Here is a 14,220-nt window from a genome sequence, read left to right on the forward strand (position 1 = left end):
TGGGCAGGGCCGAGGCTTCGCCTACGGAGCCGGGTCCGCCGGGTGCGGAGCCATCGGCAGCAGCGAGGCCAGCCGGGCCTCGCACAGCTGCACGAGCGCCTCGTACCCCTCCTTGCCCATCAGCTCCGTCAGCTCGGCCCGGTAGGACACGTACACGGGGTCCCCGGCGCCGTGCGCGGATGTCGCCGACGTGCACCACCAGTGCAGGTCGTGGCCGCCGGGGCCCCAGCCCCGACGGTCGTACTCGCCGATCGACACCTGCAGCACCCGGGTGTCGTCGGGCCGGTCGATCCATTCGTACGTCCGCCGGATCGGCAGCTGCCAGCAGACGTCCGGCTTGGTCTCCAGCGGCTCCCTGCCCTCCTTCAACGCGAGGATGTGGAGCGAGCAGCCGGCCCCGGCGGGGAACCCGGGCCGGTTCAGGAAGATGCACGCCCCGTCCCAGCGGCGGGTCTGCTTCTCCCCGTCGTCGTCGGCCTGCGTCCACCCGCTCTCGCTGCCGACGTCGTGGAACTGCCACAGCTCGGGCGTCAGCCGGGCCACGTGCTTGGCCACGCGCTTCTCGTCGTCCTCGTCGGAGAAGTGCGCGCCGAGCGTGCAGCAGCCGTCCGAGGCCCGGCCCGCCTGGATGCCCTGGCAGCCGCTGCCGAAGATGCAGGTCCAGCGGGAGGTCAGCCAGGTCAGGTCGCAGCGGAAGACCTGCTCGTCGTCGGCGGGGTCGGGGAACTCCACCCAGGCCCGCGGGAAGTCGAGCCCCTTCTCGTCGGCCATGGCCTTGGCCTTTCCGGACTTGAGGGGCCTCAGGGGCTTGAGGGGCCTGCCGTTCTTGGCGCCCTTGGCGTCCTTGGCGTTCTTGGCGCGCTCGGTGCTTGCGCCCTGGTCGTCCTTGCCCGTGTCCTTCTGCGACCGGGTCTTGCTGGCCTTCTTCGTATTTGGCACAAACCCAAGCCTAAGCGCCCCTTACACAACCCCCGAGCGTTCCTCGCAGTAGCGTTTCCCCCTATGAGACTCGGTGTCCTTGATGTGGGTTCGAATACGGTCCATCTGCTGGTGGTGGACGCGCACCCCGGCGCGCGCCCGCAGCCGGCGCACTCGCACAAGGTGGAGATAAGGCTGGCGGAGCTTCTCGACGACGCCGGCGCCGTCACCCCCGCGGGCGTCGAGCGCCTCCTCTCCGTCATCGAGGAAGCGGTGCAGGCCGCCGAGGACAAGGGCTGCGAGGACGTCCTCCCCTTCGCGACCAGTGCTGTGCGCGAGGCCACCAACGCGGACGAGGTGCTGGCCCGGGTCAAGGCCGAGACGGGCGTCGACCTGCCGGTGCTCAGCGGCGAGGACGAGGCGCGGCTCACCTTCCTCGCCGCGCGCCGCTGGTTCGGCTGGTCCGCCGGGAAGCTGCTCGTCCTGGACATCGGCGGCGGCTCCCTGGAGATCGCGTACGGCATCGACGAGGATCCCGATGCCGCCGTCTCCCTCCCGCTGGGCGCGGGCCGCCTCACCTCGGGCTGGCTCCCCGGCGACCCGCCGGACGCACTGGACATCCGGGCGCTGCGCCGGCACGTGCGGGCGGAGATCGCGCGGACGGTCCGAGAGTTCAGCCGCTTCGGCGCCCCGGACCACGTGGTGGCGACGTCCAAGACCTTCAAGCAGCTGGCCCGCATCGCGGGCGCGGCCCGCTCGGCGGACGGCCTGTACGTGCAACGCGACCTCACCCGCAAGGCGCTGGAGGAGTGGGTCCCGCGCCTGGCCGCGATGACGACGGCCCAGCGCTCCGCCCTCCCGGGCGTCTCGGAGGGCAGGGCGAACCAGCTCCTCGCCGGTGCGCTGGTCGCCGAAGGCGCCATGGACCTCTTCGGCGTCGACGAGCTGGAGATCTGCCCGTGGGCCCTGCGCGAGGGCGTGATCCTGCGCCGCCTGGACCACCTCCCGACCCCGGGCGCGGCGCCGGCGTAGGCGGTACGGGGGCCTTCGCGCGGGGGGTGGTGGGTGTACGGGGGCACGCGCAGTCGGGGCCGTCGCCCCTGCGGCCCCACCTCCCCGGGGCTGTGGTGCGGGGGCGGTGTTTCGGCGGGGCGGGGGTCGGTGACGTGCCGGTGAAAGGGGCGCGGGCCTAAGGTGTGCCGGTGATCTTCAAGTGGAAGCGGAAGGCCTCCGGCCTCGCCGCCGTCGTGTCCGAGCTGGAAGAGTCGGTTGCCGCTCGCGACGGCGACCGTACCGAGAGTGCCTTCGCCGCCATGATGGCCGGGGTGCAGTCGGCTTCGGACGCCGAGCATGTGCTGGCAGGGCCTCGGCTGGCAGCGCTGATTCCCGAATTCCCGGCCACCGGTCCACGGCCGATGCTGGCGATGGCGGCCGGCTACTGCGTCGAGCGCGGGGCGGATCCGGCGGCCTGCGCCGAGCCGATCCTCGACGGCGTCCACCAAGGCCTCCTCGACGCCCTCGAGTTCGCCCGCCGCTGGGCCGCGACCGGGGAAGAGGAACTGCCGGAGCCGGACACGAAGATCATCGACGACGCTCTGCTGGCACGCCTGGGCGGTGACGTGCACGAGGCCCTCCAGCTGGCGCTGGCCTGGTGCGCGGCCATGGAGTGGCAGCCGCCCGCGCTGGCCGTGCTGTGCCGCAGCGCCGAGGTGCGCCGCCGGGACACGTCCGCGCTCCTCTCCGCCTGCCGCGACCTGGCGGCCCTGGAACGGCACGACCTCACATGCCTGGCGTACGCGCTGGCGGTGCTGGACGACGAGCCGCTCGTGGTGCTGCACAGGCCCACCGGCACCGGGTACGAGATACGCATCGGTGGCATCGGGGACAACTTCCAGTTGCACACACTGCTCGCCCACGTCCTCGTCGGCGGCGGCCACGTTCCCGGTGCCAGGCCTTCGGCGGAGAGCGTCCGCCTGGCCACGGACCCCGAGCCCGCCCAGGGCCGTACCGAGGCAGTCGCGACCGGAGCCTTCGAACTCCTCGCCCCGGACGGCGAGCGGATCTGGAACGAAGGGCTGCCCGACGACATCCCCGTGGTGGAGGGCCGCCGCCTGCTCGTGCTCGACGAGCCGGCGTACCAGCGCAGCTGGAACGCCGACCGGTTCTTCCCGCACCTCCCGGGAACGGCCGAGCTGACTCGCGTCCTGACGGCGGACGAGACGCGGACCTGGCTCGCCCGAACGTCCTGACCCGGCGGCGGGCCGGGCCGTCACCGCTCCGGGGGCGCCGGACTTCCGGTCCGGGGCGGGTGGGACGTTGCCGCACCAGCCGACGTGCTTCGTGGGCCCGCTTCAGCCTCGTCCGACGGCCGGAACCCGGCCCGCGTGGCGGCCGTCACGTACCGGGCGGGCGCGGGCCCCGTACCCTGTCCCCGTGGCAGAACCCGTCCGCATCCCGACCGCGAGAGTCGCCCTGTCCACCGCCTCCGTCTATCCGGAGTCCACGGCGACCGCCTTCGAGATCGCCGCGCGCCTCGGATACGACGGCGTCGAGGTCATGGTGTGGACGGATCCCGTCAGCCAGGACATCGACGCGCTGCGCCGCCTGTCGGACCAGCACCAGGTGCCGATCCTGGCCGTCCACGCGCCCTGTCTGCTCATCACCCAGCGGGTGTGGTCCACCGATCCGTGGGTCAAGCTGCAGCGCGCCCGGTCGGCGGCCGAGAAGCTCGGCGCGTCCACCGTCGTCGTGCATCCGCCGTTCCGGTGGCAGCGCCAGTACGCGCGCGAGTTCGTCTCCGGCATCTGGCGGATGGCCGAGGAGACCGACGTGCGGTTCGCCGTGGAGAACATGTACCCGTGGCGGTACCGCGACCGCGAGATGCTCGCCTACGCACCCGAGTGGGACGTGACGAAGGACGACTACCGGCACTTCACCGTCGACCTTTCGCACACCGCGACCGCCCGCACGGACGCGACCGCGATGATCGACCGGATGGGGGAGCGGCTGGCCCATGTGCACCTCGCCGACGGCAACGGGTCGGCGAAGGACGAGCACCTGGTGCCCGGCCGGGGTACGCAGCCCTGCGCCGAGCTGCTGGAACGCCTCGCCCGGAACTCCTTCGACGGCCACGTGGTGATCGAGGTCAACACGCGGCGCGCGATGTCCTCCGCCGAGCGTGAGGCCGACCTCGCCGAGGCGCTGGCCTTCACCCGCCTGCACCTGGCCACCGCCGGCCGCGACCGGGCCCGCCGGCCGTGACCGGCGAGAGCGGGCCGCGCCGCCGGGGCCCCGGCCGGCCCCGCCAGGACGAGGCCGAGGAGGGGCCGGGCACCCAGGAGCGCATCCGGCTCGCCGCCCGCGAGGTGTTCGCGGAGCGCGGCTACGACAAGACGTCCGTGCGCGGCGTCGCGAAGGTCGCCGGTGTGGACCCGGCCCTGGTGCACCACTACTTCGGCAGCAAGGACGACCTCTTCGCCGCGGCCATCGAGATCAGCATGGAGCCGGCCCTGGTGCTCCCCGCCGTCATCGGCGAGGGGCCGGACGGCATCGGCGAGCGCCTCGCACGCTACTTCTTCGGCATCTGGGAGAACCCGGTCACCCGCGCCCCGCTGCTCGCGGTGATCCGGTCCGCGCTCACCCACGAGGCCGCCGCGAAGGTGCTGCGCGGGCTGGTGCTGCGCAGGCTCCTGGAGCGGATCGCCGCCGACCTGGACGTGCCCGACCCGACCTTCCGGGCCGAGCTCGCCGCCTCCCACATGGTCGGCATCGCGATCCTGCGCTACGTGCTCCAGGTCGAACCCCTCGCGTCCGCGGACACGGAGGACATCGTGGCGCTCGTGGCCCCTACGCTCCAGCGGTACCTGACCGAGGACTGAGCCGCGCGTCCCGCCATGCGGACACACCGTCCGGATCGCGGGCGGTGGGCGTAGCCTCGTATCTGAGCCATATCCACAGTCGCGGCTGACCGTACAGCCGCACTCATGGGGAGTGAACCGCATGCCCGAGCTGAGGTCCCGCACCGTCACCCACGGCCGCAACATGGCGGGCGCCCGCGCCCTGATGCGCGCGTCGGGCGTAGCGAGCGAGGACATCGGCAAGCCGATCATCGCGGTCGCCAACTCCTTCACCGAGTTCGTCCCCGGCCACACCCACCTGGCGCCCGTGGGCCGGATCGTCTCCGACGCCATCCGCGCGGCCGGTGCGATCCCCCGCGAGTTCAACACGATCGCCGTCGACGACGGCATCGCGATGGGCCACGGCGGCATGCTGTACTCCCTGCCGTCCCGCGACCTGATCGCGGACAGCGTGGAGTACATGGTCGAGGCGCACTGCGCCGACGCCCTGATCTGCATCTCCAACTGCGACAAGATCACCCCCGGCATGCTGATGGCCGCCATGCGCCTCAACATCCCGGCCGTGTTCGTCTCCGGCGGCCCGATGGAGGCCGGCCAGGCCGTCCTCGTCGACGGCACCGTCCGCAAGCTGGACCTGATCGACGCCATGGTGGACGCCTCCAACGAGAACGTCTCCGACGAGGACGTGCTCCGCATCGAGGAGAACGCCTGTCCCACCTGCGGCTCCTGTTCCGGCATGTTCACCGCCAACTCGATGAACTGCCTCGCCGAGGCCATCGGCCTGGCGCTCCCGGGCAACGGCTCGGTCCTCGCCACGCACACCGCCCGCCGCGCCCTGTACGAGGACGCCGGCCGCACGATCGTGGAGATCACCAAGCGGTACTACCAGGACGGCGACGAGTCCGTCCTGCCCCGCAACATCGCCACCCGCGAGGCCTTCGAGAACGCCATGGCCCTCGACATCGCCATGGGCGGCTCCACCAACACGATCCTGCACCTGCTGGCCGCCGCGCAGGAGGCGGGCCTGGACTACGACCTCAAGGACATCGACGCCGTCTCGCGCCGCGTCCCGTGCCTGGCCAAGGTCGCCCCGAACGTGGCGCCCGGCGGCACGTACTACATGGAGGACGTGCACCGGGCCGGCGGCATCCCCGCCATCCTCGGCGAGCTGCACCGCGGCGGGCTCCTCAACAAGGACGTGACGACCGTCCACTCCGCGGGCCTGGAGGACTGGCTGGCGAAGTGGGACGCCCGCTCCGGCACGGCCGACGACACGGCCATGGAGCTGTGGCACGCCGCCCCGGGCTGCGTCCGCTCCGCCACCGCCTTCTCCCAGTCCGAGCGCTGGGACACCCTCGACCTCGACGCCGAGGGCGGCTGCATCCGCTCCGTGCAGCACGCGTACTCCAAGGACGGCGGCCTCGCGGTCCTGCGCGGCAACATCGCCGTCGACGGCTGCGTCGTGAAGACCGCCGGCGTCGACGAGTCGATCTGGACCTTCGAGGGCCCGGCCGTCGTCTGCGAGTCGCAGGACGAGGCCGTCGACAAGATCCTGCGCAAGGAGGTCAAGGCGGGCGACGTCGTCGTCATCCGCTACGAGGGCCCGCGCGGCGGCCCCGGCATGCAGGAGATGCTCTACCCGACGTCCTTCCTCAAGGGCCGCGGCCTGGGCAAGGTCTGCGCGCTCGTGACGGACGGCCGTTTCTCCGGCGGCACCTCCGGCCTGTCCATCGGCCACGCCTCCCCGGAGGCGGCCTCCGGCGGCGACATCGCCGTCGTCGAGGACGGCGACCTGATCCGCATCGACATCCCGAACCGGTCCATCGAGATCGTCGTCGACGACGCCACCCTGGCGGCCCGCCACGAGGCCCTCGGCGGTGTGTACGCCCCGAAGAACCGCGAGCGCAAGGTCTCCGCGGCCCTGCGCGCCTACGCCGCGATGGCCACCAGCGCCGACAAGGGCGCGGTCCGCGACGTCACCCGGCTGGGCTGACCCGCCCCGGTACCGCCCGCCGCCCCCGCACCGCCCGGTGCGGGGGCGTCCGCGTTCACCAGCGGGCGGGGTCGCTCCCGTCCACCGCGAACACCGATCCGTCGGGGGCGCCCGCGAACATCCGGCCGCCGCCGGACACCGGGGCCGGCAGCGTCGACGCGTACGTGTCCTTGCCGTCCGCCATCCGCGGCCTGGTCTGGCCCGCCGGCCGCCCGTCGCCCGCGTCGACGGCGAGCAGCCGCCCGTCCGGCGCCGTCAGGTGGACCCTGCCGTCGGCGACCACCGGGCGGGACGCCACCGTCACGCCCGTCTCCAGCCGCCACCGCTCCTGGCCGGCCCCGACCGCGACCAGCGTGCCGGAGGTCCCGAACAGGTAGGCGACCCCGTCCCGGTCCACCGCCGCCTCCGCGTCGAACAGCGGCGCCGTGAGCCGGACCCGCTGCGCGGTGCGCGCCGTCAGATCGGCGCGCACGACACCGGTGGTCCTGGAGGACGCGTCGACGTCCACCAGGTACAGGCCGCCGTGTGCCGCGCCGACCGGCCGCAGCCGCCCCGTCGTGCGGAACTGCCGGGTCACCGTCCCGCTCGCCGGGTCGACCGAGGCGAGCTGGGTGGATCCGCTGCCGTCGGGCGTCGCAACGTACAGGTCGGGGGCCGCACCCCCGTCCGTTCCGCCGCCGGTCCACCACACGGAGCCGACCCCGCCGATCTGCCGGGTCCAGCGCGGCGTGCCGGCCGCCGCGTCCAGCGCGGTCACGCTGCCGTTCGTACCCACCACCAGCACCTGCCCGCCCGCGGGCACCGCCTGCGAGCCGGCGGGCAGCTTGTGCCGCCAGCGCTCCGCGCCGGTTGCCGGGTCCAGTGCCTGGAGTGTCTCGCTGCCGGGCGCCACGACGAGGACCCGCCCGCCGGCGTGCAGGGGCGCGCCGGGGGTCGGCGTCCCCTTCGCCGGGGAGCCCGCTGCCGCCTCCACGCTCCACACCGTCGAGCCGTCCGCCGGGTCCAGCCGCGCCGCGGTGAGGCCGGGTCCGGCGCAGTACAGGGCCTCCGCCTGCCAGGAGCAGGCACCGATCCGGCTGCCCGTCCCGGCCTTGCCCAGCGGCACCGACCAGGGGGCGAAGGTCTTCGCCGGCGCCGGATCCGCCTTCCCGGCGATCTGGGCGGGCGCGGATCCGGCGGCCGGCCCGTAGCGCAGGTAGCCGCCGACGGTGCCGCCCACCAGCAGCAGCCCGAGCCCGGCCCCCACCGCGATCCGGACCCGGCGCCCGCGCGGAGCCCGGGGCTGCCGCTCCGGCACGGCGGGGCTCCGCTCCCGGCGGTGGGTGAGCAGCTCGGCCCCGTCGGGCTCCCGCGGCCGGGGGATGAAGGCCTGGGTGTCCTCGGCGGTCGGGTAGGCGACCGCCCGCATCTCGGCGATCAGCTCCTCGGCGGTGGGCCGCTCCCGAGGGTCCTTGGCCAGGCACCGCTCGACGAGCGGTACGAGCTGCCGGGGCAGCCCCGTCAGGTCGGGTTCGCTGTGCACCACCTGGTACGCCACCAGGTAGTGGCTGTCGGAGTCGAAGGGCCCGCGGCCCGTCGCCGCGTGCACGAGCACCGCGCCGAGGGCGAAGACGTCCGCGGCCGTCCCCACCTCGCGGGGCCGCTGGAACTGCTCGGGCGCCATGAAGGGCGGGGTCCCGATCAGCTTCCCGGTCTCGGTCCGCAGGTCGCTGTCGGCCGGCCGCGAGATCCCGAAGTCGATGACCCGCACGCCGTCGGGTGCCATGAGCACGTTGCTGGGCTTGAGGTCGCGGTGGACGACGCCCGCCCGGTGGATGTCGCGGAGCGCCTCCGCCAGGCCGGCGGCGAGCCGGGCCAGCTCCGTGCGGTCGAGCACCTTCTGGCGTACGCGTTCGGCGAGCGTCGGCGCGTCGATGAACAGGGTGGCCATCCAGGGCCGCTCGGCGTCCGGGTCGGCGTCCACCACGGGCGCGGTGAACGCCCCGCTCACCCGGCGCGCGGCCGCGACCTCCTGCCGGAAGCGGGCCCGGAACTCCGGGTCCACCGCGTGCTCGGCGTGCACGATCTTGACGGCGAGTTTCAGCCCCGAGCCGGACGTGGCGAGGTGGACGACGCCCATGCCTCCGGAGCCGAGCACCGATTCGAGCCGGTACTGCCCGGCGTACTCCGGAAAGCCCGCGTAGTCCGCGCGCAGCGAATGCACCGCTCACCACCCCCGCCGGAGCCTAGTCGATGACCGGTACGCATCTCCAAGGTCCTGCTACCCTGCGCGAGTTGCGCACGGCAACGCCCATGGGGGGAGATTTCGTATGTCGGTGGAGAACGATTCCAGCCAAGTCCAGAGCCTCACCGCCGGCTCCGGCTACCCGTCCTATCCGGTCGCTCCCGGCTACCGGCTGAACGTCCGCAGCGGCCCCGGCACCAACTACTCGGTGATCGACGTCCTGCCGCTCGGCGCGACGGTCACGCTGCGCTGCCAGACCGAGGGCACCACGGTCTCGGGTCCGTACGGCACGACGAACATCTGGGACTGCATCGGGAACGGCCGCTTCGTCTCCGACGCGTACGTGAGGACCGGCAGCGACGGCTACGTGGTCACGCGCTGCGGCTGACCCCTGCGGCCCGCCCGGTCCCTCCGGCCCGCCCGACCCGTCCGTCTGACACGTGAGACACACCCGGCCCGGGCGGCGCGGCGGGGGATAATCGCTGCTGTGAGCGACGACCAGCGAGACCAGACCCCCGCCGAGCCGGCCGCCCCGGCCCGGGCCGCGGCCTCCGCCGCGTCCGAGCCGGCGGTCCCCGCCGGCCCGCAGCCCGAGCCGATCCGGTACTTCGGCACCACCTGGCTGAACCACGAGAGCGGCTACGGCCTGCGCCGCGCCGCCCTCGCCGTCGGCTCCCTGGTCACGGCCACCGCCGCCGCCCTGCTGCTGCGCCTCTCCTACGAGGGCCTGGAGATCGGCAACGTCGGCCCCTTCCTCAGCATCTCCGTCGTCGTCCTCTTCGCGATCTCCAGCGCGATCGCCTTCGTCAAGACCTGGGATTCCTACAACCGGCGCCCGGCCCCGTCCTCCGACGAGGCCGCCCTCAAGGGCCTCAAGACGATCGGTTTCATCGGCTCCCTCATCGCCTACTCCCTGCGCTGCCTGACCGAGGCCCCCGGCGAGAAGCTCCGCCGTGCGGAGTACGAGCGCGCCCTCGCCGACTACGAGCGCCGTCGCAGCACCCGTACCGGCAACCCGGCCGCGCGCCGCCCCAAGCGCAGGAAGTAGCCCGCGGCCGCACGGCCGGCCGGCCTCGCGCGTTTCCCGGTCATTGACGCCCGGGCACCGCCAGGAGCATTATTCATCACATGATGAATAAGCAGGCCGGCGAAGGCCCGGCCGCCGTCCACGCCCGCGGCCTGACCGTCCGCCGCGGCACCGGCCGCACCCCGCGCACCGTCATCGCCGACATCGCCTTCGACGTTCCCCGCGGCCGCATCACCGGCCTCCTCGGCCCCTCCGGCTGCGGCAAATCCACCCTCCTGCGCGCCATCGTCGGCACCCAGGCCCACGTCACCGGCACCCTCGACGTCCTCGGCCGCCCCGCCGGCCACCCCGACCTGCGCTCCCGCATCGGCTACGTCACCCAGGCCCCCTCCGTCTACGACGACCTCACCGTCCGCCAGAACCTCGACTACTTCGCCGCGATCCTCGACCCCGGCCGGGCCGCCGCGGCCCGCCGCGCCGACGCCGTCGACCGCGCCATCACCGACGTCGACCTCACCGCCCGAGCGGGCGCCCTCGCCGGCAACCTCTCCGGCGGCCAGCGCAGCCGCGTCTCCCTCGCCGTCGCCCTGCTCGGTACCCCCGAACTGCTGGTCCTCGACGAACCCACCGTCGGACTCGACCCCGTCCTGCGCCGCGACCTGTGGAACCTCTTCCACGCCATCGCCGCCACCCGCGGCGCCACGATCCTCGTCTCCTCCCACGTCATGGACGAGGCCGAGCGCTGCCACGACCTGCTCCTCATGCGCGAAGGCCGCATCCTCGCCCAGGACACCCCCGACGCCCTGCGCGCCCGCACCCACTGCGCCACCGTCGAGGAGGGCTTCCTCCGCCTCGTCGACGAGGCCGACACCCTCGCCGCCCAGGAGCAGACCCGATGAACGCCGCCCGCACCGCCGCCACCGCCGCCCGCGTCCTGCGCCAGCTCCGCCACGACCCGCGCTCCATCGCCCTGATGGTCCTGGTGCCCGTCCTGATGCTCACCCTGCTGCGCTTCGTCTTCGACGGCAGCCCCCGCACCTTCGACAGCATCGGCGCGTCACTCCTCGGGATCTTCCCCCTCATCACCATGTTCCTGGTGACCTCCATCGCCACCCTGCGCGAACGCACCTCCGGAACCCTCGAACGCCTCCTCGCCATGCCACTCGGCAAAGGCGACCTCATCGCCGGCTACGCCCTCGCCTTCGGCGCCGTCGCCGTCGTCCAGTCCCTCCTCGCCACCGGCCTCGCCCTCTGGGCCCTCGGCCTCGACGTCGTCGGCTCCCCCTGGCTGCTCCTGCTCGTCGCCCTCCTCGACGCCCTCCTCGGCACCGCCCTCGGCCTCTTCGTCTCCGCCTTCGCGGCCTCCGAATTCCAGGCCGTCCAGTTCATGCCGGCGGTGATCTTCCCCCAGCTGCTCCTGTGCGGACTCTTCGCCGCCCGCAGCACCATGCACCCCGTCCTCGAAGGCATCTCCGACGTCCTGCCCATGTCCTACGCCGTCGACGGCATGACCCAGGTCCTCACCCACACCGACATGACCGCCGACTTCGTCCGCGACGTCGTGATCGTCGCCGCCTGCGCCGTCCTCGTACTCGCCCTCGGCGCGGCCACCCTCCGCCGCCGAACCCCCTGACCGCACTGCGGACACCCCGCCCCCGCCCGCCTCCCGGGTGCAAGGATGAGGACACGCACGCGTACGCCTGCACAGCCCAGGCGGAAGAACAGTTCGGCGAGGTGGATCGGGCATGACCCAGACAGTCGCAGTCCTCGGTACCGGCAAGATCGGCGAGGCCCTGCTCAGCGGAATGATCCGCGGCGGCTGGCCCGCCTCCAAGCTCCTCGTCACCGCACGCCGCAGCGACCGGGCCGAGGAACTCCGCACCCGCTACGGCGTCGAGGCCGTCTCCAACGCCGAAGCCGCCAAGCGCGCCGACACCCTCATCCTCACCGTGAAGCCCCAGGACATGGCCAAGCTCCTCGACGAGCTCGCCCCGCACGTCCCCGCAGGCCGCCTCGTCATCAGCGGCGCCGCCGGCATCCCCACCTCCTTCTTCGAGGAGCGGCTCGCCCCCGGCACCCCCGTCGTGCGCGTCATGACGAACACCCCCGCCCTCGTCGACGAGGCCATGTCCGTCATCTCCGCCGGCAGCCACGCCACCGCCGAGCACCTCGCCCACACCGAGGAGATCTTCGGCGGTGTGGGCAAGACCCTGCGCGTCCCCGAGTCCCAGCAGGACGCGGCCACCGCCCTCTCCGGGTCCGGACCCGCGTACTTCTACTTCCTCGTCGAGGCCATGACCGACGCCGGCATCCTCCTCGGCCTGCCCCGCGCCCAGGCCCACGACCTCATCGTCCAGGCCGCCATCGGCGCCGCCGTGATGCTCCGCGACAGCGGCGAGCACCCCGTCAAGCTCCGCGAGGCCGTCACCTCCCCGGCCGGCACCACCATCAACGCGATCGTCGAGCTGGAGCGGCACGGGGTGCGCGCCGCCCTGATCGCCGCCCTCGAAGCCGCCCGCGACCGCAGCCGCGAGCTCGCCTCCGGCAACAGCTGAACCGCGGGCAGGGGCCCCGCCGGGGCCCCTGCCTCCGGCTACGGCCTGAGCAGCCCGATCGCCTCGTACGCCCGGTCCACCACGGGCCGCGCCAGCCCCCTGGCCCGCTCGGCGCCCTCCCGCAGCACCTTGTCCACCTGCGCCGGATCGGCCGCCAGCTCCGCGTGCCGCTCCCGCAACGGCCGCAGCAGCTCGACCACCGCGTCGGCCACGTCCCGCTTCAGAGCCCCGTACCCGCTGTACCCGTCGGCGAGCGCGGCCGGATCGCCGCCGGTGCACGCCGCCAGGATGTCCAGCAGGTTCGCCACCCCCGGCCGCGCCTGCCGGTCGTGGACCACGCCGCCGTCCCCGCTGTCGGTGACGGCCCGCATCACCTTCTTGCGCACCACCCCCGGCTCGTCGAGGAGGTAGACGATCCCCGACCCGTTCTCATGGGACTTCCCCATCTTCGACGTGGGGTCCTGGAGGTCCATGACCCGCGCGGCCACCGCCGGATGCGTGGCCCTCGGCACGGTGAAGGTGTGCCCGTAGCGCTGGTTGAAACGCACCGCCAGGTCACGGGTCAGCTCGACGTGCTGCCGCTGGTCCTCCCCGACGGGCACCTCCCCCGCCCCGTACGCCAGGATGTCCGCGGCCATCAGCACCGGATAGGTGAGCAGGGACAGCCGTACGCCGTCACCGCCGGCCTGCGCCTTCGCCGCCTTCTCCTTGTACTGGATCATCCGGCGCAGCTCCCCGTCGCTTGCCGTGCACTCCAGCAGGTAGGCCAACCGCGTGTGCTCGTCGACGTGGCTCTGGACGAACAGGGTGCAGCGCCGGGGGTCCAGCCCGGCCGCGATGAGCAGCGTCGCGGCCTGCCGGCTCAGCCTGCGCACACGCGCCGGCTCGTGCTCGACGGTCAGCGCGTGCAGGTCGACGACGCAGAACAGTGCGTCGTCCGGCTCCTGGTCGGCTGCGACCCACTGCCGCACGGCGCCCAGATAGTTCCCCAGAGTCATGTGGCCGGTCGGCTTGATCCCGCTGAAGATCCTCGTCATGTCCTGTCCTGCTCTCCCTGTGCGTGTGTGAGTGGTGTCGGGCCACCGAGCCGGGCGACCGGGCCACTCCCGGGAGGGGAGAAAACAGAACGGCCGCCGAGGCGGCGGCCGTGAGCGCATGCGTGCTCGCGTGGAGGTTCGGCCGCCGTCAGGCGGCCCACCAGCGAAGGCTGAGCGTGGGCGCATGCGTAGTCATGGGAGCCAGCGTAGACCGCGGGGCATGAGGGCGCCGCGAGTTTCGCCCGCACCGCGCGGCGGCGGTCAGCGGGGGTTGACACGGGTGTGCCCGGTCCGTAAGGTTCTTCGAGTTGTCCGACGTGAGCGCCGACCCCGGTCGGTCCCCGGACAGCCATTCCGCACTACACATTCGAACGAACGACGCACCTCGTCGTCTCGTTTTCATGCGTATTTGCGAATGAGGAATCCGCGTCCGAGGACGCTGCCGCCGATTAGGTTCGGAGGCGAGGAATCCGCTACTGTCTCACTCGCCGCAAGGGCCCAACAGCCCGTGCAGCACAACCCGCTGACTGGGAATCAGGCCCGAAAGGATCTGATAGAGTCGGCACCGCCGGAAAGGGAAAGCGCGAAAGCGAAAACCTGGAAAGCGCC

General features: G+C 73.0%; 13 protein-coding genes. 10 read left to right on the plus strand and 3 right to left on the minus strand.

Going from position 1 to position 14,220, the window contains the following annotated elements:
- Positions 1 to 21: 21 nt before the first annotated feature.
- Complete coding sequence (locus tag AVW11_RS29165; protein WP_051700214.1) at positions 22 to 771, minus strand: DUF3109 family protein; 750 nt, start codon at positions 769 to 771, stop codon at positions 22 to 24.
- Positions 772 to 1,002: 231 nt separating this feature from the next.
- On the opposite strand from AVW11_RS29165, the gene AVW11_RS29170 reads away from it, so the two are divergent.
- The 5 genes from AVW11_RS29170 (at position 1,003) to ilvD (ending at position 6,768) form a co-directional block, all read left to right on the plus strand.
- Positions 1,003 to 1,950 carry a Ppx/GppA family phosphatase gene (locus AVW11_RS29170; protein WP_030846151.1) on the plus strand — a complete coding sequence of 316 codons (948 nt, stop codon included), beginning with the start codon at positions 1,003 to 1,005 and terminating at the stop codon, positions 1,948 to 1,950.
- 170 nt (positions 1,951 to 2,120) lie between these two features.
- A complete protein-coding gene (locus tag AVW11_RS29175) occupies positions 2,121 to 3,167 on the plus strand; it encodes a hypothetical protein (protein ID WP_240528299.1) in 1,047 nt (348 codons plus the stop codon).
- Between the two features lie 184 nt (positions 3,168 to 3,351).
- Positions 3,352 to 4,179 carry a sugar phosphate isomerase/epimerase family protein gene (locus AVW11_RS29180; RefSeq protein WP_030846154.1) on the plus strand — a complete coding sequence of 276 codons (828 nt, stop codon included), beginning with the start codon at positions 3,352 to 3,354 and terminating at the stop codon, positions 4,177 to 4,179.
- The gene (locus AVW11_RS29185; protein ID WP_030846156.1) at positions 4,176 to 4,796 is read left to right on the plus strand and encodes a TetR/AcrR family transcriptional regulator; all 621 of its coding nucleotides are present in this window, start codon (positions 4,176 to 4,178) and stop codon (positions 4,794 to 4,796) included. The genes AVW11_RS29180 and AVW11_RS29185 overlap by 4 nt, the downstream gene beginning before the upstream one ends.
- Positions 4,797 to 4,917: 121 nt before the next feature.
- Positions 4,918 to 6,768, plus strand: a complete 1,851-nt coding sequence (gene ilvD, locus AVW11_RS29190; RefSeq protein ID WP_076046505.1) for a dihydroxy-acid dehydratase — start codon at positions 4,918 to 4,920, stop codon at positions 6,766 to 6,768.
- 55 nt (positions 6,769 to 6,823) lie between these two features.
- Here ilvD and AVW11_RS29195 read toward each other — a convergent pair whose 3' ends face one another.
- Complete coding sequence (locus AVW11_RS29195; protein ID WP_076046506.1) at positions 6,824 to 8,971, minus strand: serine/threonine-protein kinase; 2,148 nt, start codon at positions 8,969 to 8,971, stop codon at positions 6,824 to 6,826.
- Between the two features lie 106 nt (positions 8,972 to 9,077).
- On the opposite strand from AVW11_RS29195, the gene AVW11_RS29200 reads away from it, so the two are divergent.
- The 5 genes from AVW11_RS29200 to proC all read left to right on the plus strand — a co-directional run bounded on the left by AVW11_RS29200 (position 9,078) and on the right by proC (position 12,574).
- Positions 9,078 to 9,380 (plus strand): SH3 domain-containing protein, encoded by a 303-nt coding sequence (locus AVW11_RS29200; protein ID WP_030846165.1) that lies wholly within the window; start codon positions 9,078 to 9,080, stop codon positions 9,378 to 9,380.
- 99 nt (positions 9,381 to 9,479) lie between these two features.
- On the plus strand, positions 9,480 to 10,040 hold the full coding sequence (locus AVW11_RS29205) for a hypothetical protein (RefSeq protein ID WP_030846168.1): 561 nt from the start codon (positions 9,480 to 9,482) through the stop codon (positions 10,038 to 10,040).
- Between the two features lie 80 nt (positions 10,041 to 10,120).
- The gene (locus AVW11_RS29210) at positions 10,121 to 10,918 is read left to right on the plus strand and encodes an ABC transporter ATP-binding protein (protein WP_076046507.1); all 798 of its coding nucleotides are present in this window, start codon (positions 10,121 to 10,123) and stop codon (positions 10,916 to 10,918) included.
- Positions 10,915 to 11,652: an ABC transporter permease gene (locus tag AVW11_RS29215; protein ID WP_030846175.1), complete on the plus strand. Its 738-nt coding sequence runs from the start codon at positions 10,915 to 10,917 to the stop codon at positions 11,650 to 11,652. The genes AVW11_RS29210 and AVW11_RS29215 overlap by 4 nt, the downstream gene beginning before the upstream one ends.
- Positions 11,653 to 11,764: 112 nt before the next feature.
- On the plus strand, positions 11,765 to 12,574 hold the full coding sequence (gene proC, locus AVW11_RS29220) for a pyrroline-5-carboxylate reductase (RefSeq protein ID WP_030846178.1): 810 nt from the start codon (positions 11,765 to 11,767) through the stop codon (positions 12,572 to 12,574).
- Between the two features lie 38 nt (positions 12,575 to 12,612).
- Here proC and trpS read toward each other — a convergent pair whose 3' ends face one another.
- Positions 12,613 to 13,611: a tryptophan--tRNA ligase gene (gene trpS, locus AVW11_RS29225; protein ID WP_076046508.1), complete on the minus strand. Its 999-nt coding sequence runs from the start codon at positions 13,609 to 13,611 to the stop codon at positions 12,613 to 12,615.
- Between the last annotated feature and the right edge of the window lie 609 nt (positions 13,612 to 14,220).

This window comes from Streptomyces amritsarensis, assembly GCF_001953875.1.
Classification (GTDB): domain Bacteria; phylum Actinomycetota; class Actinomycetes; order Streptomycetales; family Streptomycetaceae; genus Streptomyces; species Streptomyces amritsarensis.

Excerpts from the sequence above, each read along its gene's own strand:
- AVW11_RS29165 (WP_051700214.1), bottom strand. The coding sequence starts at position 771 with ATGGCCGACGAGAAGGGGCTCGACTTCCCGCGGGCCTGGGTGGAGTTC.
- AVW11_RS29170 (WP_030846151.1), top strand. The coding sequence starts at position 1,003 with ATGAGACTCGGTGTCCTTGATGTGGGTTCGAATACGGTCCATCTGCTG.
- ilvD (WP_076046505.1), top strand. The coding sequence starts at position 4,918 with ATGCCCGAGCTGAGGTCCCGCACCGTCACCCACGGCCGCAACATGGCG.
- AVW11_RS29200 (WP_030846165.1), top strand. The coding sequence starts at position 9,078 with ATGTCGGTGGAGAACGATTCCAGCCAAGTCCAGAGCCTCACCGCCGGC.
- AVW11_RS29210 (WP_076046507.1), top strand. The coding sequence starts at position 10,121 with ATGATGAATAAGCAGGCCGGCGAAGGCCCGGCCGCCGTCCACGCCCGC.
- AVW11_RS29215 (WP_030846175.1), top strand. The coding sequence starts at position 10,915 with ATGAACGCCGCCCGCACCGCCGCCACCGCCGCCCGCGTCCTGCGCCAG.
- proC (WP_030846178.1), top strand. The coding sequence starts at position 11,765 with ATGACCCAGACAGTCGCAGTCCTCGGTACCGGCAAGATCGGCGAGGCC.
- trpS (WP_076046508.1), bottom strand. The coding sequence starts at position 13,611 with ATGACGAGGATCTTCAGCGGGATCAAGCCGACCGGCCACATGACTCTG.